This window comes from Candidatus Melainabacteria bacterium RIFOXYA2_FULL_32_9, from assembly GCA_001784615.1.
Lineage (GTDB): Bacteria > Cyanobacteriota > Vampirovibrionia > Gastranaerophilales > UBA9579 > UBA9579.
In genome coordinates this window covers 1-24,159 of the sequence record MFRQ01000156.1, presented here as the reverse complement: position 1 = coordinate 24,159, position 24,159 = coordinate 1, and the positions used below count along the sequence as shown (strand labels likewise).

Sequence of the window (24,159 nt, the reverse complement as noted above, 5' to 3'; positions counted from 1 at the left end):
TATCTTTAGTCGGCTTTGACTCTATTAACTCATTAATTTTATCTTCATCAATAAAAATTCTGTTAGTTATTTCCATATAATCACCTCTTAGTACGGATTCTTAATAATTTATTAGTGCTACAACGACTAATAGCTTTAAATTAAGTCTGCCTGTTTCAGTGGCTAAGCCACATTCTCAAGTCATCAATCATTCCAATAATACCACTTCATTTTGTGATAGCTAAGCCACTGTTTTGGGTCTTTGATTCTTTCAACAAGTACATAAATTTGTGCCTTTGGCACTCGTTAACTTAAGTTAGGTGATTTATATCACCAATAATTTTCAAATTAAATAAGGAAAATTCTCACAATTTAATTCATTAATATTTTACATAAAAAACTACCTAAATTAACCATAAAATCTTAATTTCTCATTAATAATCATATACTTTTAGACAATCAGGGAAAAAATTCACATTTAGTTAGCGTAAATACTGCAATAATCTTAAAAAATAAAACATGCTCCATGAAGTTATACTACAAATTTCGGAGTTGTATTAGGGATGTTTTTGTTTTATCACTATGACATATAGAATTATATATATGCTAAACTTAAAATAAAAAGTTAGTTTTTAGATTTAGAATAGCTAATAAATGGAGAAAAACATGTCAAAGTGCGGATGTCGCTGTAGTTGTGAATCTACAGCTAAAAGAGAAATACCCGAAGATCTTGCGAAAATTTTCGCAAATTATCCAACTAAAAAGAGGGAATACTTAATTCCCCTCCTGCAAGACGTTCAGGAAAAGTATGGATATTTAAGTAGTGATAATTTGCTCAATATAGCTGAGCATTTGAATCTTCCAGCAAGTAAGGTTTATGGTGTAGCTACATTCTATAACCAGTTTAGGTTAATACCTCTTGGTGAGCACATAATCCGTGTATGTAGAGGCACAGCTTGTCACGTAAAAGGTTCAAATCAAATTCTTGAGACATTTCAAACCGAATTAGGAATTCAGGCAGGAGAAACTACAAAAGACGGCCTATTTACCCTGGAAACCGTTGCCTGTCTTGGAGCATGTTCTATTGCCCCTGTGATAGTAATTGATGAAGAATTTTATGGAAGACTCGCTTCCAAAGAAGTTCCTGCGATACTTAAAAAGTTTAAAAAGTAAATTATTAGTTGGATCAAGAATTATTTAATATCTCTAAAGTTGAGAATATTGAGAAGGATTAAATTATGACAGATAAAGTAAGAATTCTAATAGGTATGGGAACTTGCGGACTTGCTGCAGGGGCTCAGGCTGTTTATGATGCTGTAGTTGAGAATCTGAAAAGTTTAAATATTGAGGCAGATATAATTTCTACAGGATGTGTAGGATATTGCCAAAAAGAGGTTATCGTTGATATTCAGAAACCAGGCTTTCCTAAATTATCATATGGCGATGTTACTGCTAATAATGTAGAAGAACTATTAAAATCAGTTCTAGTTGATGGAAAAAATAATACCAGTTTAATCATTGGTAAATATAGGGCTGAAAATGAAGTTGATAAAGAAGATTTATCAGAAATCACTTATATCGATGAGTTACCGTTTTTCAAAAAACAAAGAAGATTAGTATTAAAAAATTGTGGGCATATTAACCCTAAATCTATAGATGAATATTTAAATGTGGAAGGTTTTGCAGGATTAAAGAAAGCTTTTGCAGTAAAATCTATAGATGTTATAAATGAAGTTAAAAAATCAGGCCTAAGAGGAAGAGGCGGCGGTGGATTCCCTACTGGCATGAAGTGGGAATTTGCTTACAACGCTCAAGGTGATAAAAAGTACATGGTATGTAATGCGGACGAAGGAGATCCGGGCGCATTTATGGACAGAAGCGTTCTTGAAGGTGATCCTTTTGCCCTTATAGAAGGCATGACAATCGCTGCTTATGCAATTGGCGCTAATTATGGATACATCTATGCAAGAGCTGAGTATCCTCTTGCAATTGAACATCTAGAATATGCTATTAAAATTGCTAAAGAAAAAAATCTTTTAGGTGAAAATATATTAGGTAGCGGTTTCAATTTTGATCTTAAGATTAAAAAAGGCGCTGGGGCATTTGTTTGTGGTGAAGAAACGGCTCTTATTGCTTCTATTGAAGGTAAAAGAGGCATGCCAAGACCAAGACCTCCATTTCCTGCTATTAAAGGGGTGTTTGGCTGTCCAACCGTAATTAATAACGTAGAAACATTAGCAAATATTCCTGGTATCTTAAGAAACGGTGGAGACTGGTTTGCAAGTGTTGGTACAGAAAAATCCAAAGGTACTAAAGTATTTGCTTTAACAGGAAAAATAAATAACACCGGTCTTGTTGAAGTTCCAATGGGCATAACATTAAGAGAAATTATTAATGATATAGGCGGTGGAATAACAAACAACAAGAAATATAAAGCTGTCCAGATTGGTGGGCCTTCAGGCGGCTGTATTCCAACTCAGCATTTAGATATTAAAATTGACTACGAATCACTAAAAGAAGTCGGCGCAATGATGGGTTCAGGTGGACTTGTTGTAATGGATGAGACTACTTGTATGGTCGATGTTGCTAAATTCTTCCTTGAATTTATTACAAAAGAATCCTGCGGTAAGTGTATTCCTTGCCGTGAAGGAACTATGAGAATGTATGAAATTCTAAAACGTATTACAACATCAAGAGAAAATCTTTCAGAAGAGGAAAACCTGGAGAGATTTAAAGGCGTTGTGTACTTAAACAGTCTTGCGGAAGTTATTAGAGATACATCACTTTGCGGACTTGGCCAAACTGCACCAAACCCTGTTTTAAGTACTTTAAAATACTTCAGAGATGAATATGATGCCCATATTTATGATAGAAAATGCCCTTCAGGCTATTGTAAGAGCTTGTTAACATACTCTATAGATACTGGGACCTGTATTGGTTGTGGTTTATGTAAGAGAAAGTGTTCAAGTGAAGCAATAGTTGGTGAACCTAAAAAAGCACACTATATAATCAGTGATAAATGTGCTAAATGCGATCAATGCAGACAGGCTTGTCCTGTAGGCGCTATAGTAGCTCAATAAATTGTGCTCAGAGATTTAAGATAAATTCATTTCAGAAGGAAATAAATTATGGAAAAGATAAAATTAATAATAAATGGACACGAAATCGAAGCTCTTAAGGGCAGTACTATTTTAGAAGCAGCTAAGTCTGCAGGAATTAATATTCCAACATTATGTTATTTAGCAAATGTTTCTGTAAGTGGCGCATGTAGAATGTGTGTTGTAGAAGTTGACGGAGCAAGAAATCTTGTTCCATCCTGTGCATACCCGATTGCTGAAGGAATGAAAATTGAGACACATTCACCAAGAGTAGTTCAAGCAAGAAAAATTATTCTTGAACTCTTGATAGCAAACCACCCTAAAGACTGCTTAAAATGTGATAAAAGCGGTAACTGCCAATTACAAAGCTTAGCTGAAGAATACGAAATCAGAGATATTCCATTTACTGGAAAAGTAAGAACCAATTTACCTGATTTGGCATCTCCTTCAATTGAACGTGACCCTGATAAATGTATTCTTTGTGGAAAATGCGTAAAAGTTTGCGAGGAAATACAGGCTGTAAATGCCATTGATTTCTCAAAACGTGGATTTGATACAATTGTCACTCCAGCTTTTAACCGCAGCATGCACGAAGCCGTTTGTGTAAACTGCGGGCAATGTATAATGGTATGCCCAACAGGCGCTCTTAGAGAAAAAAGTAATATTAATGTAGTTAAAGAAGCATTAAATGATCCTGAAAAATATGTTGTAGTTCAAACAGCTCCAGCAATAAGAGTTACAATAGGTGAAGCTATGGGAATGGACCCAGGTGCAATATCAACAGGCAGAATGGTAACAAGCTTAAAGAGATTAGGTTTTGATAAAGTATTTGATACTGACCTGGCAGCTGACCTAACTATTATGGAAGAAGGCAGCGAATTAGTTCATAGAATCACAAATAGTGGAGTTCTCCCGATGATGACTTCTTGCTCACCAGGCTGGATTAAATTCATTGAGCACTTCTATCCATCATTAATTCCAAATTTATCAAGCTGTAAATCTCCACATCAAATGCTTGGAGCAACAATTAAAAGTTATTATGCTAAAAAACAAGGTCTTGATCCTAAAAACATATATGTAGTATCAATAATGCCTTGTACAGCCAAGAAATTTGAGTCTCAAAGATCTGAAATGGAAGTAGAGGGATTCGCTGATGTAGATGCGGTTCTTACAACAAGAGAATTAGTGAAAATGCTCAAATCTTCAGGTATAGATTTTTCAAGCCTTGAAGAAGCAGAATTTGACAATCCTCTTGGAACTGCTTCAGGTGCAGGTGATATATTTGCTTCATCAGGCGGTGTAATGGAAGCTGCTTTAAGGTCAGCTTACTTCCTAATTACAGGTGAAGAACTTGAAAATATAGATTTCCATGCCGTAAGAGGTGTTGAAGGAATGAAAGAAGCAACAATTCCTGTTAAAGGCATGGACGTTAAAATTGCTGTAATTAATTCTCTTGGTCAAGCAAGAAAATTAATGGATAAAATAGAAAAAGGTGAAGTTGATTACCACTTTATAGAAGTTATGACCTGCCCTGGCGGATGTATCGCTGGAGGTGGTCAACCATTAAATACTGATATAGAGAGAATTAAAGCAAGATTAAAGAGCATATATGCAATAGATGCTAACAAAAAACTCAGATTGTCACATCATAATCCTGATGTACAGCAATTATACAAAGAATTTTTCCAAAAACCCCTCAGCGAAGTTTCGCATAAATACCTACATACCCATTATAAGGAAAGATCAGGGGTTTAATAATTTAGGAAAAATTGTAATAAATTAGGATAAGGATTAATAAAAATGGAAAAAAATATACTTTTAGTTGATAGTGATGAAGAACTACTTAGTGCTCATAAAGAAGCTTTAGAAGCTGACGGGTTTAATATAATTTCTGCAACAAGTACTAAAGATGCTCTTGATAAATTAAACGAATTAAAGCCAGACCTTATTCTTACTGAGATCATGCTTGAATATAAAGATGCAGGTTTTTCTCTTTGTTACCATGCAAAGAAAAAATATCCTGATGTTCCTGTAATTATTCTTTCTGATGTAGTAAGAAAAACAGGAATCACCTTTAATCTTGGCTCAAAAGAAGAAAAAGACTGGATTAAAGCAGATGAATTCATTCATAAACCAGTTAATAAGAATAGTCTTGTTTGCAGAATAAAAAGACTGATTAAAAATAAAGAAACAGCTAGTACTCTGACCAATTAATTAGAGCATAATCTGTAATTTAAACAACTAAAGAAGCTCTTTTCATATGAAAAGAGCTTCTTTGTATTCTGTAAGGAGGTAACAAAAAATACTTACGCATAAAGTGATATTGTCATTGCGAGCGAAGCGAAGCAATCCAAATTATAGCATTATTTAATGGATTGCTTCGCTTCGCTCGCAATGACAGATTTGCGTTTTAAAATACTCAATAATTTTTTGTTTGTTCCTTATTCCATATTAAGGACAGCGAAAAAAATACTTACGCATTTTTTATTGCGTCCTTAATATGGCTTTTCAGCTTGTTTTAATAGATTACATTCCTGATCCCTATAAATTCTGGTTCTTAAAGTAACTTCTTCAAAATCGATTTCATGAGCATCAAAATCAGGCCCTTCTACACACGCAAATTTTACCTTACCACCGACAGTTACTCTGCAAGCTCCACACATGCCGGTACCATCAACCATAATAGGATTCATACTTGCTACAGTATAAATTTTATCAGGCCTGGTAAGATCAGCTACTGCTTTCATCATTGGCATTGGTCCCACTGTCATAACATGATCAATCTCTTCTTTTTGCATTAATTCTTTAAGAACGTTAGTTACAAATCCTTGTTTACCTAGACTTCCATCATCTGTGGTTATTAAAAGCTCATCACAAGCACTTTTCATTTTATCCTGCCAGAAAATAAGCTCAGCTTTTCTTGCTCCCATAATAATATAAACTTTATTGCCTGCTTCTTTAAAAGCTTTAGCAATTAAATAGCAAGGAGCTGCACCATATCCACCCGCTACACAAACAACTGTGCCAAATTTTTTGATTTCAGTCGGAACTCCAAGCGGCCCGGCTAAATCTTGTATTTCATCACCTTCATTTAATTTAGCCAACTTTTTAGTAGTATAACCAACGGCCATAAAAACTATAGTTAACTCATTTGTTTCTTTGTTAACATCTGCAATGGTTAGAGGAATTCTTTCTCCATTTTCATCCACTCTTAAAATAATAAACTGACCGGCTTGTCCCCTTCTTGTAACATAAGGTGCATCAATAACCAGTTCATATAAATCAGAACTCAATTCCTTTTTTGATAGAATTTTATATCCCACTTGCAACTCCAATTAATGATTTAACTTTCACCCATTCATAATACAATTAAACAGTATTAAATAGCAAGTTTGTTGCTTGTAAAATAATCCCCATGATATTATACAAGCTAAATCTAATTAAGGTCCAATTATATAGCACATTAACCCTGCTTTTAAATAAAATGATTTAAAAAAATAAGGTTGAAAATTTCATAAATTAACAACCCTATCTAATTCAAATAATAAAATTAGATTTAATTAAATTTTTAAATTATTTATTCTTAAGTAATTAATTAATTCTTTGGAACATATAGCCAACGCCACGAGCTGTTAAAATCAATTCAGGGTTAGCAGGATCAACTTCAAGTTTTGATCTTAATCTGCTGATGTGAACATCAACAACTCTGGTATCGATTCTATGATCTGCAGGGTATGACCATACATATTGAAGAATTTCATTTCTAGAGAATGCTTGGCCTGAATTGCTTACTAATAATTCAAGTAAACTGAATTCCATTCCGGTAAGTCTGATACGTTCATTCTTACGGAACACCTGACGTCTACTTGTATCAATTCTAATATTACCGGTGGTAATAACATTTTTAGTAACTTTACCAACACCGACAGCTTCTCTTTGATTTGTTCTTCTTAATACAGCTTTTACACGTGCTTCGAGTTCTTTAGGACTAAAAGGTTTGATGACATAATCATCTGCTCCAAGTTCTAACCCTGTAATGCGCTCTGATACATCTCCTAGAGCAGTAAGAACAATTATAGGAGTCTCGGAAGTTTTTCTGATTTCTCTAACAACCCCATATCCATCTAGTTTAGGCATCATAACATCTAGGATGATAAGGTCAGGGTTAAACTTAGAAAAAGCGTCAAGAGCTTCTTCCCCATCAGCTGCGGTTAAAACTTCATAACCTACCATTTTTAATCTTGTTTCTAGGATTCTACGAATACTAGCTTCATCATCTACTACTAAAACCTTTTCACGATCCTGGTTTTCGTTTTGCATTTCCACGTTTTGCGTCATTTTACTTTGCCCTTACTAATCTTATTATGTGCCACTGTAAAATTATAATTAACTTATTCATTATCTATATAAAGGTTAGATAAAAATATTTTTATCTAATATAGATGTATTCTAGCATAAAAGCTTATTGAGACAATGTATGTGAGGGATATTAATTTATTTATTTAGTTTTACTGATTTAAATTTATATTATCACATTATTAACTTTTTTATCAAAAATTTTATTTTTTAACTTTGATAAGTAGTCTATTAAGAGGGATAAAAAAATTTTATCATAATATTTAAATTGCTATATAAATAATAAAATCAAATAATCTGGTTGGATATTGACTTATATGATTTTTATAAGCCTAAACAATCGAAAAAGTAGCTTATTAATATTAATATCTAGCGAAATAGTTGTTATTAGTGCAATAAAAAAATAAAATTATTAAAAATCTTAATATTATTGACTTGCATCAATAAATCAATATAAAAACGATAAAAACTTATTAAAAATATTTATTTCTGGAATATTTTATAAGGAAAAATATATCGAATTAGAGACAAATTGAGGATATTAAGGACGCAATAAAAAATACTTACGCATTTTTTATTGCTCGATTATCTGCCGGTTATAAGAAGCAGGCTACAAAAATCCAATAGGTATTTTTGTAGCCTGCTTCTTAATATAAATAATTTGCTTTTATCACATCATCACTAAAATGATGTTAGTGGAATATACAATAAGTTGCAGGAGGGTAAATTCTCTCCGTCACTGGTGCTACCGCATATAATTAAGACTGGATTGATGACTTGAAAAAGTGACCTTATCACCTTCGTACAGGCAAGGTTCTTCCGAGAACATACCCTTTTGAAAGTACTAGTAAAATGAGCATATGCCTTTATGAAATCCCTGTGGCTCAATCTGTATAGTCAAATGATGTATCCCGAATTTTTCTTTTATTAATTCATCAATTGTGCACAAAACTTTTGCATGATCAGGTGCGTTGGTTACAACGTGCACACTTAGAGCTATATTTTTAGAGGAAATGCTCCAAACATGAAGATCGTGCACATCATCTACTATAGGCAATTCTAATATGGCTTCTCTTATAGTTTCTACGCTAATATGTGAAGGAGTAGCTTCTAGTAAGACATTTGAGGCTTCTATTACAAGTTGAATTGCACTAATTAAAATAAGTATAGCTATTATAAAGCTTATAATCGGGTCTGCTAAATAAAAATTCCATATCCAGATTATTAAACCTGCAATAATAGTTCCGATTGAGCCCAGTAAATCTCCAATAATATGCAAAAATGCTCCTTTAATATTTAGACTTTCTTTGCTTGATTTATGTAAAAGTAAAGCTCCGATTACATTTATTATAAGCCCCCCTATTGCAATAATAACCATTATTGGGGCTTTGACTTCAGGTGGTGAAGATAACCTTGTATATGCTTCATAAATAATGAATGTAGCAATTCCAACCAAAGCAAGTCCATTGATGAATGCTGCTAAAATTTCGGTTCTGTAAAATCCATATGTTCTTTGGGGTGATGCGGGTTTTGCTGCTAACCAGATTGCAAAAAATGATAATCCAAGCGCAGCTACATCACTTAACATATGACCGGCATCAGCCATAAGTGCCAAACTGTTTGTGAATATACCGCCTAAGAATTCTGCAATCATATAGACAGCTGTTAATATTAAGATTATACCTAATTTAAGCTGGTTTTTTTCCTTAAATTCCGGATGTTCGTGTGGATGTGCGTGTACCAAAATTTATCTCCCGAATTTATTCATTTTCAAGCTGTTGCAAGCTGGACTTGTTATATCAGGGAAAATAATTATTGGGGATTTCTTATCTTCAGAAGTTACAGGGGTTATTTTCCAGTAGTCTTTTACTAAAACCTGGAAACTATGACTGGGCTTGAAATTTTGTTTAGCTAAAACTTCTACTAACTTTTTATTACTTTGATAATATTTTCTAGAATAAACATGTAATTTAGCATTTTCATTCTGTGATTTAACATATCTGATAATATAATTTAAGATATCCTCATAGTAATCCTGATAAGCTAATGAAAGTATAATATCTGCCCAGAAGTTCTCATTATCTTTACTCATAATAAGAACATAACCTTCTATTGAATTTATGCCAGGGTTATCCAGGACGAATCTCTTTATTTTAAGCCCTTTAATTTGATTAAATATTTTATTTTTAAGTCCAAACTTGTAATCGGCAATATTCTTTATTAATGACGTTCTGAATTGAGAAAACAAAGTTTGTGCATCAAGTTCACGTAACTTACTGGCATCAGATATTTTAACTTCTCTTAATAAGCCTATATTCTTAAAATCGGTATTTATTTCAAGATTATCCTTTTCCCATATATGAATGTGGCTACAGCTTCTGAATTTGCAAGCATTTTTAAATAGTGATATGGCTTCCGGGTATTTTTCATCTATTGTGGTAATGAAGGTTTCTACGCCACTGCCACCGTATCTATTGACGACAAAATCAATTAGCTGCTGCCCAATCTCATAAGCATTAATATCTAAGATCAGTCTATTTATTTTCCATCTTGTTTTTTGTTGCCCGTCTGGAACAAGACCAATTAATCCTAGTAAATTCTTGTCTTCAGCAGCAACAAAACATTCTTGTAGGAACCTCATATTAGGTGGCAGAAGGTTATGAAATAAATCCAGGGGAAATAATGTGAAATAATCTTCAGAAACGAAGATTGAAGAGTGTCCAGGTTGGATATATTCTACCATTTCCTGAATTTTTCTTATATCTGCTGGTTTTAGCTTACGGATTTTTATCATGATTTAGGATTTTAATTCTAATCTATTTGGCTTTTAGCTTAATTAAGTCTATTCTTTGAAAGTTATCAGGTATTTTAAAGTATTTTGATAAATGGTTTTTGTCTGGTACTTGTTTATATTCCAGAATTTCTATGAGTATTTGATAATTAGGATTAGAGATAATTAATTTATCAGCAATGTCATTATTGTTAGTCAGGTATTGTTCATAATTATTGTTGTTAAATTTAAATCTCACTACTTTTATTTTAGTAGATTTTCCTTTATTTATAAAGTGAATTTTTACATTATCTTTGCCAATATAATTTTCTATAAGTTTTATATTCTGAAAAATAAATATAGGCGGAGGGATAAATCTGATAAAGTCCTTAATGTTAGATTCAGTTATTGTTTTTTTCCCTTCATTAATAACGCATACTTTTTCTTGGGGTATGTTAATTAAATAATATATTTTATTATTTAAATTAAGTCTGATTTTATCTTCATATCTATAAAAATTAAGAACTTCTGTTCTTGAAGGTTTATTTGGGCTTGTATTAATTACCTTAATTTTTCCTGTAACATAGTTATAGTTAGCATAAGCAGGTAGACATTGTATTATTATTAGTATATACAAAATTATTAAGCTAAATATATTTCTCTTATTTAACTTTTTTCCATAAGCTCTCATTGTTTCAATTGGACAATCATATCTAGTTCTACGGATGCACCCAATGGAAGTTCGTTTACTCCAACTGCTGATCTAACATGCCTTCCTGCTTCCCCAAATATATCTATCAATAAATCTGAAGCTCCATTTAGTATTTTAGGTTGATCAATAAAACCAGGCGCACTATGTACATAGCCTGTTACTTTTATAATTCTCTCAATGTTATCGAGTCCCGCAAGATCATGTATTGTGCTTAAAGCATTTAGGGTGCATAGTTTTGCGGCTTCATATCCATAAGAAATGGAGTTTAAAAAACCTCCTATTTCTTTTGCATATGCTAAATTGCCATTCAGCATTGGTAGTATTCCTGAAGTATAAACAAGATTTCCCACTTTTAATGCAGGAATATAGGCAGCTACTGGTTTAGGTGGTTCAGGTAATTCATATCCCAGCTCTTTAATTCTTTCTATGATGGTCATATATATCTCCAATCAGACCTAAGGTAAACATAAAATTCTAGTTATATTATATAAGCTCGATTTCAAGAATAAAATCTCGATTTAGGGAATTATAGTTATTTAAAATAATTAAATTGTTCAATTGGCTCTTTAATAATTAAATGAACAATTTTATCTTTTTAAAGTTTATCAAAAAATAGGAGTGATAAAAATGAGAAACATATTGAAGATTTGGTTTATTTTACCAGTATTAGCTTTTGGAGCAATAAACTCTGTTAGTATAGCCCAACAGGCTCAACAGCGTCCCATGGCTACTCCAATGCAACAACAAATGATGACTCAGCAAGGAACCATGAGTCCTGCTCAGTGTCCTTATGCGAATCAATGTCCAATGAACCAACAAATGATGCAACAGCAACCTGCAGGCATGGGAGTTCAGCAAAAACAGAGAATAATGGATCCTAAACAATGTCCCAGACTTCAGAGGTAATTTTAGATATTAAGAGAAAGGAGAATTTATATGATAAAAATAGCTAAGATTTTATTAATGTCACTCACATTAATTATTGCAACAATAAATTCTTATTGCCTATCTCAACCCGCTACTCAAGAAGAGCCCGGTTATAGAGTTCCTGGTCAAACTTTACCTCAATCACAAACCCAGACGGCTATGCCACAAATGCATAATGTAAATCTCGGTCAAAGGGTGAGTGGTGATTATATGATAGAATCAGTAGCTCACCAGGCATCCGGTAGATACGAATGGCAAAACAATCAATTAGTTTGGGTACCCGCAGAACCTAATACTAATATACATTTTGAGGTTTTTTTGAGAGATGCAAGAAGTAGAACCATATTACCTTATTCTAATGTAGTTTTAGGTATATATGATCAAAACAATAGGTTAGTTGAATCAAAGCCTATGGCATTTATGTGGCATCCAGTGACTGGTTATCATTATGGAAATAATTTTACTGTTCCTGCAACTGGAAATTACTCAGTAAGGATTAATGCTACTCCACCTGAGTTTGCAAGAGCAAATAAGGCTTTAGGTAACAGATGGTGTCAACCTGTATCTGTTACCTATACTAATGTTAGATTGACGCCAATGGGTCAATTGGTGGAATAAGTTGTTGTAAAATTTATTATTATTAAAAGAGCATTTTTGTTGTTAAGATAAAATGCTCTTTTTTTTATTTGAAATTATGTAATATATGCTTAAAAAAATGATGTTTTCATAAATTTATAGACTATAATTATTAAAAATATAATTATTTTCTGGAGTATCTTTTATGGTAAAAGCTGGAATTATTGGATCAACAGGGTATGTGGGTGAAGAGTTAGTTAGAATACTATTACAACATCCTGAAGTTGAGTTATCTTGTGTGACATCTCAAAGTTATATAGGAAAACACTTTGAACAGGTATATGAAAACTTTAGAGGAGTTTGCGCCCTTGAGTGTCAGGAAGAAGATATTGAAGCTCTGGCTGATAAAGTAGACGTCATATTTATTGCTTTACCTCATGGAATTGCTTCTAAGAAAATTAATTCAGATATACTTAATAAAGTGAAAATTATTGATATAGGGGCAGACTTTAGATTAAAAGATAAAAATACATATGAATCCTGGTATGAAACGGATCATCATAATGAAGATCTTTTAAATCATGCTGTATATGGACTTTGTGAGTGGAAAAGAGAACAGATTAAGAAGACTAATTTGTTAGCTAATCCAGGATGTTATACGACCTGTAGCATTTTAAGTCTTGCTCCATTACTAAAAGAAGATATCTTAAAAGAAGATAGTATTATAATTGATGCAAAATCAGGAGTCTCAGGTGCAGGTAGGTCTTTAAGTCTGGGAGTGCATTTTAATGAATGTAATGAGTCGATAAAGGCATATAAGCTTGCAAGTCATAGACATATTCCTGAAATTGAACAAGAATTGAGTGATGTAAGTGGAAAATCAATTAAAATTACATTTACTCCTCATTTAGTCCCTATGAATAGGGGTATTTTAGTAACTGCGTATGGAACCTTAAAAAATAATACAAATTATGATGATATATACTCGATTTACGAAAAATATTATGGAAATGAGTATTTTATACGCTTAACTAAAAAAAATGTTTTCCCTGAAACCAGATGGGTAAAGGGTTCTAATTACTGTGATATTGGTTTTGCTATAGATGAAAGAACAAATCGCATTATAATAGTTGGAGCTCTTGATAATCTTGTTAAAGGAGCTGCTGGTCAGGCAGTACAAAATATGAACCTTATGTTTGGCCTTGAGGAAACAATGGGACTTAAAAATATTCCTATATTTCCTGTATAAATGAAGGAGACCATGATGAAAATACTTACCGGAGGCATAACCAGTCCAAAAGGATTTCAAGCAACGGGAAGTTATATAGGTATAAAGAAAAGAAGAAAAGATCTGGCAATTTTGTATAGTGAAGTTTCAGCTGTAGCTGCGGCTGTTTTTACAACAAATGTGGTAAAAGCTGCACCAGTACTGTGGAATACAGAGATTATCGATAAAAAAGGAACTGTAAGAGCTATTGTAACAAATAGCGGTAATGCAAATGCTTGTACCGGTGAAATTGGCATTAAACATGCTGAAGAAATGGCAGCAACCCTTGCAGATTGTCTAAAAATAAAAAAAGAAGAGGTTTTTGTATGCTCAACAGGGGTAATTGGAGTACCTCTACCTATGGATATTATTACTAGAGGTATAGAGCAAACTTATACTAATTTGAGTGATCGAGGTGATGCTGCAAGAAATGCTGCTGAAGCTATTCTCACTACTGATACTTTTGTAAAAGAAATTGCAGTTGAAATTAAAATTGATGGTAAGCCTGTAAGAATTGCAGGAATGGCTAAAGGTTCCGGCATGATTCATCCGAATATGGCGACAATGCTTGGATTTATTACTACTGATATAAACATATCCAGAGATTTACTTGAAAAAGCATTAAGAGAAGATGTAGATGATACTTATAATATGATCTCTGTTGATGGTGATACCAGTACTAATGATTCAGTGTTACTGCTGGCAAACGGTTTGGCTGGGAATAAGCTAATTACTCAGGAAGATGAAAGTTATGTACTATTTAGTAAAGCGCTTCATTATGTAAACGAGTATTTAGCACAGCAAATTATTCGTGATGGAGAAGGTGCAACGAAATTTCTAGAAGTTAAAATAAAAGGCGCCTTATCAAAAGTGGATGCAAGAAAGTTAGGTAAGTCGGTTATAACATCTAACCTGGTAAAAACGGCTTTCTTTGGAGAAGATGCTAACTGGGGAAGAGTTCTAGCAGCCATGGGTTATTCAGGAGCAAACTTTGATCCATCAAAAGTTCATATAGAATTTATGAGTCCAGCTGGCTCTGTTGTTATCATGAAAGATGGTAGACCGGTTAAGTTTGATGAAGATCAGGCTACATCAGTTTTAAAAGAAAGAGAAATTCGGATTTTAATAACTCTTCAGGAAGGACAGGCCGAAGCTTGTGCCTGGGGTTGTGATTTGAGTTATGAATATGTAAGAATTAACGGCGAATATCGTACATAGTTGAGGACAGTATGAAAAAGCACATTGAAAAAGCCCAAATAATTGCTGAAACTCTGCCTTATGTTAAAAAGTTTCGTGACAAAATCTTTGTAATTAAATATGGTGGCAGTGCCATGGTTAATGAAAAGATCAGGAAAACTGTGATGCAAGATATTGCGCTATTAAAATTTATGGGAATTCGCCTGGTTGTGGTGCATGGTGGTGGTCCTGAAATTAATAAAGCTCTTCAGGATTCAGGAAAAGAACCTGAATTTATAAATGGGCTCAGGGTTACTGACAAAGAAACTATGGAAATAGTTGAATCAGTTTTGTTTGGCAAAATAAATAAAGAAATTATGCAAGATCTTGAAAAGCTTGGTGCTAATGCAATTGGGATTTGCGGTAAGGATAGCAACACTTTAATTTCTACTAAAAAATATATAAACGGTTGTGATTTAGGGTTTGTGGGGGATATAAGTCAAGTCAACACAAACCTTTTAAATATGTTGATTGAGAGCAATTTTATACCTGTAGTTTCTCCTATTGGAGTTGATAAACAAGGTAATAGTTATAATATTAATGCTGATTACGCAGCAGTTGCAGTTGCAGGGGCTTTAAAAGCTGAAAAGCTTATTTTCCTAACAGATGTGCCCGGAGTACTTAGAGATGTAAATGATAGTACATCTCTAATACCTGAATTATCTGTTGAGGATGTTTCGCAATATATACAAGATAAAACTATTTCAGGTGGTATGATACCTAAAGTCGAGTGTTGTATCGCAGGAATAAAGCAAGGTGTTAAATCTGTTTATATATTAGATGGAAGAATTGAGCATTCTCTTTTGCTTGAGATGTTTACTGATAAAGGTTTTGGTACAATGTTCAAAGGTAATAAGGTTGTAACGGCAATTTAAGGATATTTAAATGAGGCAAGATGATCTGATACAAATAGGCAAACAAAATATAATGAATACATATAGTTACTTCCCTGTAGTTATCGAAAAAGGGGAAGGGTGTTATTTATGGGATGTGGCAGGTAAAAAATATCTGGATTTCGTTGCCGGAATAGCTGTTAATTGCTTAGGCTATAAGCAAAAGGAGTTTATAGATAGTTTATATGGTCAGTTACAGAAGCTCAATCATTGTTCTAATCTATATTATAATCAGCCACAGATAGAATTGGCAGATATTTTAACTAAAAATAGTCATTTTAATAAAGTGTTTTTCTGTAACAGTGGAGCTGAAGCAATTGAGGCTTCATTAAAATTAGCCCGTAAATATGGCAAAAAATCTCATGGGGAAAACTGCTATGAGATTATTACAATGAACCAATCTTTCCATGGTAGAACTTTTGGTGCTATAACTGCAACTGGACAGGAAAAATATCAAAAAGACTTAAATCCGTTATTACCTGGAATTATCCATTCTCCATATAATGATTTTGAAGCTTTAAAGCAAAAAGTAACAGATAAAACCTGTGCGATTCTTATTGAGCCGATACAGGGTGAAGGTGGAATCCGCCCTGCTGAAAGAGAATTTTTGCACAATGTCAGGGATCTTTGTACAAAAAATGATATTGTGCTTATTTATGATGAAGTACAATGTGGCATTGGTAGAATAGGCAAGCTTTTTGGGTATGAAGCTTATAATATACCGCCAGATGTAATTGCGTTGGCTAAAGGTTTAGGCGGTGGATTTCCAATTGGTGCAATGATGGCTGTAGATAAAGTTGCTGATAGCTTTAAACCAGGTGATCATGCTTCTACGTTTGGGGGAAATCCCCTAGCTTGTACAGCGGGAAAAGTTGTTTTAGGCCAACTTCTTAATAATGGTATCCTAAAAAATGCAGAAATACAGGGGAAATATTTAAGAGATCAGTTAATTGATTTGAAGCAAAAACATAATTTAATTGTAGATATTCGTGGAATTGGTTTAATGCAGGGAATTGAGCTTACAATTCCTGTTAAATCTATAGTTGAAAAATGTATGGATAAAGGTTTACTTTTGGTTGGTGCTGGAGAAAAGGTTCTTCGATTTGTACCACCATTAATAGTGAATAAAAGTGAGATTGATGAGGCAATGAGTATACTCTCGAATGTACTGAATGAGGTATAGTAATGAAGGCTAAGATATTACTTGAAGATGGAACGATATTAGAAGGTGAATCCTTCGGGGCAGATAAAACAGTATTTGGAGAAATCGTTTTTAATACAGGCATGACAGGGTATCAGGAAATTCTTACAGATCCTTCCTATGCAGGTCAGGTCGTTGTTATGACTTATCCGTTGATTGGCAGTTATGGGATAAATGAAGAAGACATTGAATCTTGCAAGATTCAGGTTAACGGATTTGTAGTAAAAGAATTTGTTGATACAGAAAGTAACTGGAAAAGCACTAAAAACCTGTCTGAATACCTAATTGAACATAATATTATGGGTATATCAGGTCTTGATACAAGAATGTTGACAAAGAAGATTCGTACTCAAGGAACTATGAATTGCGTTATGACCACTGGTGAAATTACTGAAGAGTTGATAGGGCAATTAAAAAGTTATTCTTTCCCAAAAAATATAGTTACAGAGGTATCAAGAAAAGATTTTTCAATATTATCAGGGAATAACAGGAAAATAGGACTAATTGATTTTGGCGTAAAAACAGGAATAGTAAAATATTTAGCTGAATTATGTTGTGAGATTCATCTTTTTCCCTGGGACGTTCCAGCAGAAACGATTTTAGATTCGGGTTTAGATGCAGTTTTATTATCAAACGGGCCTGGTGATCCTAAAGATGTAACAAAAGCTATTGAAACAACTAAAAAGTTGATAGGTAAAATTCCGTTATTTGGAATCTGTCTTGGTCATCAGATATTAGCTCTCGCACTTGGCGGTGATACTTACAAATTGAAATTCGGCCATAGGGGTAGTAATCATCCGGTACAGGATTTAAGAACGAATAGAGTTGTAATAACTGCTCAAAATCATGGTTATGCAGTGCATGCTGATTCATTACCTGAAAATTGTCAGGTAACGCATATTAATATTAATGATAAGACTGTAGAAGGTTTTTGTTGTCCTGACTTAAAAATAAATACGGTGCAATTTCATCCTGAAGCAGGACCAGGGCCACTTGATGCTAACTATATTTTTGGAGATTGGGTGAATTTACTTGGAAAGGAATACCAAAATGCCTAAGAATACAGAACTTAAAAAAGTATTGGTAATAGGATCCGGACCAATTATTATAGGACAAGCAGCAGAATTTGATTATGCTGGAACTCAGGCATGTAAGGCCCTCAAAGATGAGGATCTTGAGGTTATTCTTGTAAATAGTAATCCTGCTACTATTATGACTGATGATAATATGGCAGATAGGGTATATATACAGCCATTAACAGTAGAAGCACTCGATTATATTATAAATAAAGAAAGACCTGATGGTCTTTTGGCTACATTAGGTGGTCAAACAGGTCTTAATTTGGCTGTAGAGCTTCAAGAAGCCGGTATTCTGGATAAATATAATGTAAAGCTTTTAGGAACATCTTTAGACGCTATTAAAAAAGCTGAAGACCGTGAAAGTTTTAAGCAATTGATGGAAGAAATTGGTGAACCTATCCCACCAAGCAAAATTGTATGCTCAATCGAAGAAGGTATAGATTTTGCTAGTGAAATAGGATTACCAATTATTGTTCGTCCTGCATACACACTGGGTGGGACTGGTGGTGGTATAGCAAATAATATGGATGAATTAAGGGAAACTCTTCATACTGGTCTTATGCACAGTAGGATTTGTCAGGTATTGTTAGAAAGAAGCGTAGCTGGCTGGAAAGAAGTCGAATATGAAGTTATGCGTGATTCGAACGATACTTGTATAGTCATTTGTAATATGGAAAATCTTGATCCTATCGGCATTCATACAGGTGACAGTATTGTTGTTGCCCCATCTCAAACTCTTAGAGATGAAGAGTACCATATGCTAAGAACTTCAGCAATTAAAATTATTCGTGCTCTTAAAATAGAAGGTGGTTGCAATGTGCAATTTGCTCTTAATCCAGAAAGCACGGAATATGTAGTGATTGAGGTTAATCCAAGAGTTAGCAGATCTTCTGCTTTAGCTTCCAAAGCCGCTGGTTATCCTATTGCAAAAATTGCTGCAAAAATTGCTATAGGCCTTCATTTACACGAAATTCCAAATTACGTTACCCAGAAAACAATGGCTTCTTTTGAACCGGCTTTAGATTATATAGTTACAAAGATCCCAAAATGGCCGTTTGATAAGTTTTCATATGCTAATCGTACTTTAGGTACTCAAATGAAAGCTACAGGTGAGGTAATGGCAATAGATCGTACTTTTGAAAGCTCTTTCTTAAAAGCTGTTATTTCTCTTGAAGGAAAATATACGGGATTAAGACTTGATAAACTTGCAGCTCTTTCTAAAGAAAAAATACTAAAATGGCTTCAAGTTTGTGATGATGAGAGGATTTTTGTAGTTGCAGAGGCTTTACGTAAAGGAATTTCAATAGAAGAAGTTCATAAAATAACGAAAATTGATCCCTGGTTCTTGAGTAAAATAAATAATATTGTTCAGGTTGAAAAAAGTCTGCAAACAGAACCTTTAACTGTAGATTTATTAAGGAAAGCTGAATCAATAGGCTTTACTGATGTAGAGATACAGGAATTGTCCAGCGAATCCTCTCATGCCCTTGATATGCTTAGGAGGGTTCATAATCTGTATCCTGTTTATAAGATGGTAGATACTTGTGCAGCTGAATTTGAATCTGTGACTCCTTATTATTATTCTACTTTTGAGAAAGAAGATGAAAATATAATCACTAAAAGAGAGAAAATAGTTGTCATAGGATCCGGGCCAATCAGGATTGGTCAGGGAATTGAGTTTGACTATTGCTCGGTTCATGCTGCCTGGGGTATCCAAGAAGCTGGATATGAATCAATAATAATAAATAATAATCCTGAAACGGTTAGTACAGACTTTGATATAGCTGATAAATTATATTTTGAGCCTTTATATATAGATGATGTACTGAACGTTATTAGAAAAGAAATGCCTAAAGGTGTAATAGTTCAATTTGGAGGACAAACTGCTATTAATCTGGGCCCAAAATTGCTTAGAAAAGGTGTTCAGATTCTTGGTACATCTGTAGAATCTATCGATGTAGCAGAAGATCGTAAGTTATTTGAAAGACTTCTTAGAGAATTAGATATTCCTCAGGCAAAAGGTGCAGCCGTTACGACTTTAAAAGATGCTATCAGAGTAGCTGAAGAAATAGGTTATCCCGTTCTGGTCAGGCCTTCTTACGTAATTGGAGGAAGGGCTATGCAGATTGTATATAATGAGTCTGAACTAAGATCTTATGTAGAAGAAGCTGTTTCTTTATCCACAGAATATTCTATCCTGATAGACCAGTACATTGAGGGAAAAGAAGTAGAAGTTGATGCTATTTCAGATAGAGAAGATGTGTTAATTCCGGGAATTATGGAACATATTGAGCGTACAGGAGTTCATTCTGGTGATAGTTTCTCTGTATACCCTGCTCAAACCCTTTCACAGCATATTATTGATACAATTGTGGATTATACTAAAAGGATAGCAAGAGCTCTTCAGGTTGTTGGGCTTTTAAATATTCAGTATGCTGTTCATAATGATACTGTATATGTAATAGAAGCTAATCCAAGGGCTTCAAGAACAGTGCCTATTTTAAGTAAAGTTACAAAAGTTCCTATGGTGAAGCTGGCTATTAGGGTTATACTTGGCGATAAACTAAAAGATCTCGGCTATGGATTAGGATTGCTTCCTTCAACAGACCTTGTAGCTGTTAAGGCTCCTGTGTTTTCGTTCCAAAAATTAAAGGATGTTGATGTTGCTCTGGCCCCAGAAATGAAGTCTACGGGAGAAGTGCTTGGAATAGACACTGATTATGAAAAAGCATTGGTTAAAGCTTTTTTAGGTGCAGGATACAAGTTTCCTAGTAATGGAACAATCTTAATCTCTCTCAGAGATAAAGATAGAGAAGAAGTAATTGAATTTGCTAAAGAGTTTCAGCAGTTAGGGTTTACTCTTGCAGCTACTGATGATACTGAAGAGGTATTCAGAAGGTTTGGTTTGAGAGTCGAATTGATAAATAAAGACGCACTGGATATTATTCAGGAAAAAATAAAACAAAAAGAAATATGTATGGTTATAAATACTCCAACTCTCGGTAAAGATCCAAAACGCTCCGGTTTTCAAATTCGATCAATGGCAGAAAATTATAAAATTCCTTGTTTTACATCTTTAGATACTGTAAAAGCGTATTTACAGGCAATGAAAGTATTAAACCAAGGTGAGAAGTTCACCTATGAGACAATAGATTTCTATATGAAACCAAAATCAAAAGTTAGTGTGTAATTTTTTCAAGTTATTTTTGATTAAGTAAGCAAGTAAAAAATATGGAATGTTTATGAAGGAACATTCCATATTTTTATATACGCTAAAACGGCTTAAGTCTAAGGTATCATTTGATCTACTGTTAAAATAAGAATTCCGGTTGCACCGAGTTGTTTTAATTTGTCTATACTATCGTAAATCTGCTTTTTTTCAACTACTACGTGAATGGCGACCATCTCTTCATTTCCCAGCAAGCCTATTACTGTTGGAGAATTTAGGCCTGGTAAAAATATTTTAACTTGATCTAAGGCAGCTTTTGGAATATTAGCCATTAAATATTTTTTTTCTTCAGCATTCATAGCTGATTTTAAAGCTCTGATGAATGCTTTAACCTGATTTTCTTCGTTTTCTAATACATCAGGTCTGGCTATTACTACTGACTGTGATTTTAAGATTTCACCAATGATTTTGAGTTTGTTAACTTTAAGAGTTGTGCCTGATGAGGTTATATCAACAATAATATCTGCTAATCCCAGTTGTGGAGTAACCTCAGTTGCTCCTGAGACCTCTGTAATATGTACTTTTTTACCAAGTTTATCAAAAAAACTTTTAGTTAAATTAGGAAATGAAGTAGCTATTTTAGCTCCGTCCGGAATGTCTTCCACGTTATCAAAAGGGGATTCCTCTTTAGTGGCTATAATTAATTTGCAATGTCCAAAGTTCAGATCAAGGATGCTCTCTACATTTGCTTCTGTTTCCTGAACTACATCGAAACCTGTGATTCCAAGATCCGTAACCCCATCCTGGACAAAGTTAGGTATATCCTGAGTTCGGACGAATATTACTGTATAATTGCCGTCATGGGTAGAGGCATAAAGGCTTCTTTCTTTTTTGGTAATAGTTAATCCTGCTCTTTGAAGAAGATCAAAAACATCTTCTGATAAGCGCCCTTTGTTAGGAATAGCAATCTTAAGACCTATCATTTTTTACTCTCACTATAACTTATTCCTAAAGCTTATCATGAAAAGTGGCTTTTTTGAATTTATTGCGGCTTTATATCGAATTTTTTTGATTACAAAAAGAAAAATTCTGCAGTAATGCAGAATTGGATTAAAGGGACATCATAGTATGTAGTAAGTTTAGTGGGCTATATCTGGATGTTTATTGGATTTGGGTTTAGGGTTTATTTGGAAACTTCTATCTCTATATTTAATTTAGCTAAAACTCTCTCTAGATCATATGTTAAATCAGGTTTTCTGTTAAATAAATTTTTATTATTCTCTTTTAAAGTATCTTTTAAAGTTAAATTATCTGAATTAGCTTGACAGGCGTTCATTTGCTATCTCCGATCTATTTAGCTTTCTTAGTGTGGTTTTGTTTTGTCCTCTTGTATATATAAAGTAAATATCTTTTAGATAATTGCCTTTTTATTCTTAAATATTAAGTTTTATTAAAAATAAATGTAAAACTCTTTATTTGTAGGGATTTCTGCGTTTGTTCCGGCAGGCTTTATAAAGAAAAAAATAAACGAGTATATCTTTAATATATAAAGATATACTCGTTTTGAATAAAATTACTTCAAAAATGTCTTAAGGAGTCACTTTTCCACTTAATTGCCCGCAAGCAGCAAGTATATCCGACCCTCTTTCGAGTCTGACTGTTACTTTCTTGCCTGATTGCTCCAGAATATACTTAAATATATTTATTTTTTTAGCTGATGGAGTTTTAAAATCATCTCTGTTAAGGGAATTATATGGGATTAAATTGACGTTATAATTAAGCCCTTTAAGTAAATAACTTATTTGTTTGGCGTGATCAGGGCTATCATTAATCCCGTCAATTAGCATATATTCTATTGTTACTCTTCTTCCTGTTTTTTCTGTTAAAAAGTGAAGAGCTTTTACTACTTCTTCTATATTATATTTTTTTTCTATAGGAATTAGCCTTTCTCTTAGTTCGTGATTTGGGGCATGAAGGGATAAGGCTAGTGTGAGTTGACGGTTTTCATCTGCTAATTTGTAAATTTGAGGAGCGATTCCACTTGTGGAAATTGTGATTCGCCTCATTCCGATTTCTAATTCAGAATTAATTATATGGACTGATTTAAGAACCTCGTCCAGGTTTAATAAGGGCTCACCCTGTCCCATATAAACAATATTAGTTACAATTAATCCTGTATCTCTCTGGATTGTGAGTATTTGATCGATAATTTCTTTTGCGGTTAAGTTTCTAACAAATCCTCTTTCTCCTGTGGCACAGAAAATACATCCTACAGGACAGCCTATTTGACTGCTAACACAGGCTGTCAAATTAGGTCTATTATCAAAACGCATTAAAACTGTTTCTACTACATTGCCATCGGGAAATTCTAGTAGATATTTGATGGTGCCATCTTTACTTATAAGTCTTTGTTTGATTTTTGTATCTGATATTTGAGCTATATTATTTAATTTTGCCCTAAATTCCTTTGATAAATTTGACATATTATCAAATTCAGGCACGCATTTTTTGTAGAGCCAATAATGAAGCTGTTTTGCTCTAAATTTTGGCTCGTTATTTTCTTCTGTGAACTTTTCAAGTTCATTCAAAGTCATTCCGGCTAATATAATTTTTTTATTTACCGTATTCATAGCTTTATCTTAGTCATGATAATTTATTTACTCATATTATCATGACTAAGATAAATAAATATTGTTGCCAATGAATTTATCAGAAAAATTTGTTCTGCATTAGAGTAAAGCATAACTGTACAAAAGAAACAGGCATGGCATCCTAAATTATCACATCTGCAATACTAAAAATTAAATAGATAAACTGCCTATTTAAAATAGAAAAAGATGCTTGCTTAGAAAATGTTAAAATACACTAATAATAAAGAATGTCATTGCGAGGTGCT

Annotated in this window: 20 protein-coding genes; 12 read left to right on the top strand and 8 right to left on the bottom strand. The window is 33.4% G+C overall.

Annotated elements, in window-relative coordinates; genetic code table 11:
* The first annotated feature begins 645 nt into the window (after positions 1 to 645).
* The 4 genes from A2255_09430 to A2255_09415 all read left to right on the top strand — a co-directional run bounded on the left by A2255_09430 (position 646) and on the right by A2255_09415 (position 5,291).
* A complete protein-coding gene (locus tag A2255_09430) occupies positions 646 to 1,152 on the top strand; it encodes an NADH dehydrogenase (protein OGI17113.1) in 507 nt (168 codons plus the stop codon).
* A 65-nt stretch (positions 1,153 to 1,217) separates the two neighbouring features.
* Positions 1,218 to 3,059 carry an NADH dehydrogenase gene (locus A2255_09425; protein ID OGI17112.1) on the top strand — a complete coding sequence of 614 codons (1,842 nt, stop codon included), beginning with the start codon at positions 1,218 to 1,220 and terminating at the stop codon, positions 3,057 to 3,059.
* Between the two features lie 48 nt (positions 3,060 to 3,107).
* The gene (locus A2255_09420; protein OGI17111.1) at positions 3,108 to 4,832 is read left to right on the top strand and encodes a ferredoxin; all 1,725 of its coding nucleotides are present in this window, start codon (positions 3,108 to 3,110) and stop codon (positions 4,830 to 4,832) included.
* A 45-nt stretch (positions 4,833 to 4,877) separates the two neighbouring features.
* Positions 4,878 to 5,291, top strand: a complete 414-nt coding sequence (locus tag A2255_09415; protein OGI17110.1) for a hypothetical protein — start codon at positions 4,878 to 4,880, stop codon at positions 5,289 to 5,291.
* 281 nt (positions 5,292 to 5,572) lie between these two features.
* Here the strand turns inward: A2255_09415 and A2255_09410 are convergent, their stop codons facing one another.
* The 6 genes from A2255_09410 to A2255_09385 all read right to left on the bottom strand — a co-directional run bounded on the left by A2255_09410 (position 5,573) and on the right by A2255_09385 (position 11,352).
* The gene (locus tag A2255_09410) at positions 5,573 to 6,400 is read right to left on the bottom strand and encodes a ferredoxin-NADP reductase (protein OGI17109.1); all 828 of its coding nucleotides are present in this window, start codon (positions 6,398 to 6,400) and stop codon (positions 5,573 to 5,575) included.
* Positions 6,401 to 6,668: 268 nt separating this feature from the next.
* Positions 6,669 to 7,397, bottom strand: coding sequence for a DNA-binding response regulator (locus tag A2255_09405; protein ID OGI17114.1), 729 nt, complete (start codon positions 7,395 to 7,397; stop codon positions 6,669 to 6,671).
* Between the two features lie 880 nt (positions 7,398 to 8,277).
* Positions 8,278 to 9,177, bottom strand: coding sequence for a hypothetical protein (locus A2255_09400; GenBank protein OGI17108.1), 900 nt, complete (start codon positions 9,175 to 9,177; stop codon positions 8,278 to 8,280).
* A gap of 3 nt (positions 9,178 to 9,180) precedes the next feature.
* Positions 9,181 to 10,227 carry a hypothetical protein gene (locus A2255_09395; protein OGI17107.1) on the bottom strand — a complete coding sequence of 349 codons (1,047 nt, stop codon included), beginning with the start codon at positions 10,225 to 10,227 and terminating at the stop codon, positions 9,181 to 9,183.
* Between the two features lie 22 nt (positions 10,228 to 10,249).
* Positions 10,250 to 10,894, bottom strand: coding sequence for a hypothetical protein (locus tag A2255_09390; protein ID OGI17106.1), 645 nt, complete (start codon positions 10,892 to 10,894; stop codon positions 10,250 to 10,252).
* Positions 10,891 to 11,352: a hypothetical protein gene (locus tag A2255_09385; GenBank protein ID OGI17105.1), complete on the bottom strand. Its 462-nt coding sequence runs from the start codon at positions 11,350 to 11,352 to the stop codon at positions 10,891 to 10,893. The genes A2255_09390 and A2255_09385 overlap by 4 nt, the downstream gene beginning before the upstream one ends.
* Before the next feature lie 190 nt (positions 11,353 to 11,542).
* Here A2255_09385 and A2255_09380 point away from each other — a divergent pair, with 190 nt between their 5' ends.
* The 8 genes from A2255_09380 to A2255_09345 all read left to right on the top strand — a co-directional run bounded on the left by A2255_09380 (position 11,543) and on the right by A2255_09345 (position 21,284).
* Positions 11,543 to 11,821, top strand: a complete 279-nt coding sequence (locus A2255_09380; protein ID OGI17104.1) for a hypothetical protein — start codon at positions 11,543 to 11,545, stop codon at positions 11,819 to 11,821.
* A gap of 30 nt (positions 11,822 to 11,851) precedes the next feature.
* Positions 11,852 to 12,460: a hypothetical protein gene (locus A2255_09375; GenBank protein ID OGI17103.1), complete on the top strand. Its 609-nt coding sequence runs from the start codon at positions 11,852 to 11,854 to the stop codon at positions 12,458 to 12,460.
* A 163-nt stretch (positions 12,461 to 12,623) separates the two neighbouring features.
* The gene (locus A2255_09370) at positions 12,624 to 13,667 is read left to right on the top strand and encodes an N-acetyl-gamma-glutamyl-phosphate reductase (GenBank protein OGI17102.1); all 1,044 of its coding nucleotides are present in this window, start codon (positions 12,624 to 12,626) and stop codon (positions 13,665 to 13,667) included.
* Positions 13,668 to 13,682: 15 nt separating this feature from the next.
* Positions 13,683 to 14,903 carry a bifunctional ornithine acetyltransferase/N-acetylglutamate synthase gene (locus A2255_09365; protein OGI17101.1) on the top strand — a complete coding sequence of 407 codons (1,221 nt, stop codon included), beginning with the start codon at positions 13,683 to 13,685 and terminating at the stop codon, positions 14,901 to 14,903.
* Positions 14,904 to 14,914: 11 nt separating this feature from the next.
* Positions 14,915 to 15,796: an acetylglutamate kinase gene (locus A2255_09360; GenBank protein OGI17100.1), complete on the top strand. Its 882-nt coding sequence runs from the start codon at positions 14,915 to 14,917 to the stop codon at positions 15,794 to 15,796.
* 10 nt (positions 15,797 to 15,806) lie between these two features.
* Positions 15,807 to 16,997, top strand: coding sequence for an acetylornithine aminotransferase (locus A2255_09355; GenBank protein OGI17099.1), 1,191 nt, complete (start codon positions 15,807 to 15,809; stop codon positions 16,995 to 16,997).
* Between the two features lie 2 nt (positions 16,998 to 16,999).
* Positions 17,000 to 18,073, top strand: coding sequence for a carbamoyl phosphate synthase small subunit (locus A2255_09350; protein ID OGI17098.1), 1,074 nt, complete (start codon positions 17,000 to 17,002; stop codon positions 18,071 to 18,073).
* Positions 18,066 to 21,284: a carbamoyl phosphate synthase large subunit gene (locus tag A2255_09345; protein OGI17097.1), complete on the top strand. Its 3,219-nt coding sequence runs from the start codon at positions 18,066 to 18,068 to the stop codon at positions 21,282 to 21,284. The genes A2255_09350 and A2255_09345 overlap by 8 nt, the downstream gene beginning before the upstream one ends.
* A 98-nt stretch (positions 21,285 to 21,382) precedes the next feature.
* Here the strand turns inward: A2255_09345 and A2255_09340 are convergent, their stop codons facing one another.
* Both A2255_09340 and A2255_09335 read right to left on the bottom strand, forming a co-directional pair.
* Positions 21,383 to 22,246, bottom strand: a complete 864-nt coding sequence (locus tag A2255_09340) for an ATP phosphoribosyltransferase (GenBank protein ID OGI17096.1) — start codon at positions 22,244 to 22,246, stop codon at positions 21,383 to 21,385.
* Between the two features lie 606 nt (positions 22,247 to 22,852).
* Positions 22,853 to 23,893, bottom strand: a complete 1,041-nt coding sequence (locus A2255_09335; GenBank protein ID OGI17095.1) for a 23S rRNA (adenine(2503)-C(2))-methyltransferase — start codon at positions 23,891 to 23,893, stop codon at positions 22,853 to 22,855.
* Positions 23,894 to 24,159 lie beyond the last annotated feature (266 nt).

Excerpts from the sequence above, each read along its gene's own strand:
- A2255_09390 (OGI17106.1), bottom strand. The coding sequence starts at position 10,894 with ATGAGAGCTTATGGAAAAAAGTTAAATAAGAGAAATATATTTAGCTTA.
- A2255_09395 (OGI17107.1), bottom strand. The coding sequence starts at position 10,227 with ATGATAAAAATCCGTAAGCTAAAACCAGCAGATATAAGAAAAATTCAG.
- A2255_09430 (OGI17113.1), top strand. The coding sequence starts at position 646 with ATGTCAAAGTGCGGATGTCGCTGTAGTTGTGAATCTACAGCTAAAAGA.
- A2255_09405 (OGI17114.1), bottom strand. The coding sequence starts at position 7,397 with ATGCAAAACGAAAACCAGGATCGTGAAAAGGTTTTAGTAGTAGATGAT.
- A2255_09360 (OGI17100.1), top strand. The coding sequence starts at position 14,915 with ATGAAAAAGCACATTGAAAAAGCCCAAATAATTGCTGAAACTCTGCCT.
- A2255_09425 (OGI17112.1), top strand. The coding sequence starts at position 1,218 with ATGACAGATAAAGTAAGAATTCTAATAGGTATGGGAACTTGCGGACTT.
- A2255_09375 (OGI17103.1), top strand. The coding sequence starts at position 11,852 with ATGATAAAAATAGCTAAGATTTTATTAATGTCACTCACATTAATTATT.
- A2255_09420 (OGI17111.1), top strand. The coding sequence starts at position 3,108 with ATGGAAAAGATAAAATTAATAATAAATGGACACGAAATCGAAGCTCTT.
- A2255_09415 (OGI17110.1), top strand. The coding sequence starts at position 4,878 with ATGGAAAAAAATATACTTTTAGTTGATAGTGATGAAGAACTACTTAGT.
- A2255_09365 (OGI17101.1), top strand. The coding sequence starts at position 13,683 with ATGAAAATACTTACCGGAGGCATAACCAGTCCAAAAGGATTTCAAGCA.
- A2255_09385 (OGI17105.1), bottom strand. The coding sequence starts at position 11,352 with ATGACCATCATAGAAAGAATTAAAGAGCTGGGATATGAATTACCTGAA.
- A2255_09350 (OGI17098.1), top strand. The coding sequence starts at position 17,000 with ATGAAGGCTAAGATATTACTTGAAGATGGAACGATATTAGAAGGTGAA.
- A2255_09380 (OGI17104.1), top strand. The coding sequence starts at position 11,543 with ATGAGAAACATATTGAAGATTTGGTTTATTTTACCAGTATTAGCTTTT.
- A2255_09370 (OGI17102.1), top strand. The coding sequence starts at position 12,624 with ATGGTAAAAGCTGGAATTATTGGATCAACAGGGTATGTGGGTGAAGAG.
- A2255_09355 (OGI17099.1), top strand. The coding sequence starts at position 15,807 with ATGAGGCAAGATGATCTGATACAAATAGGCAAACAAAATATAATGAAT.
- A2255_09335 (OGI17095.1), bottom strand. The coding sequence starts at position 23,893 with ATGAATACGGTAAATAAAAAAATTATATTAGCCGGAATGACTTTGAAT.
- A2255_09340 (OGI17096.1), bottom strand. The coding sequence starts at position 22,246 with ATGATAGGTCTTAAGATTGCTATTCCTAACAAAGGGCGCTTATCAGAA.
- A2255_09345 (OGI17097.1), top strand. The coding sequence starts at position 18,066 with ATGCCTAAGAATACAGAACTTAAAAAAGTATTGGTAATAGGATCCGGA.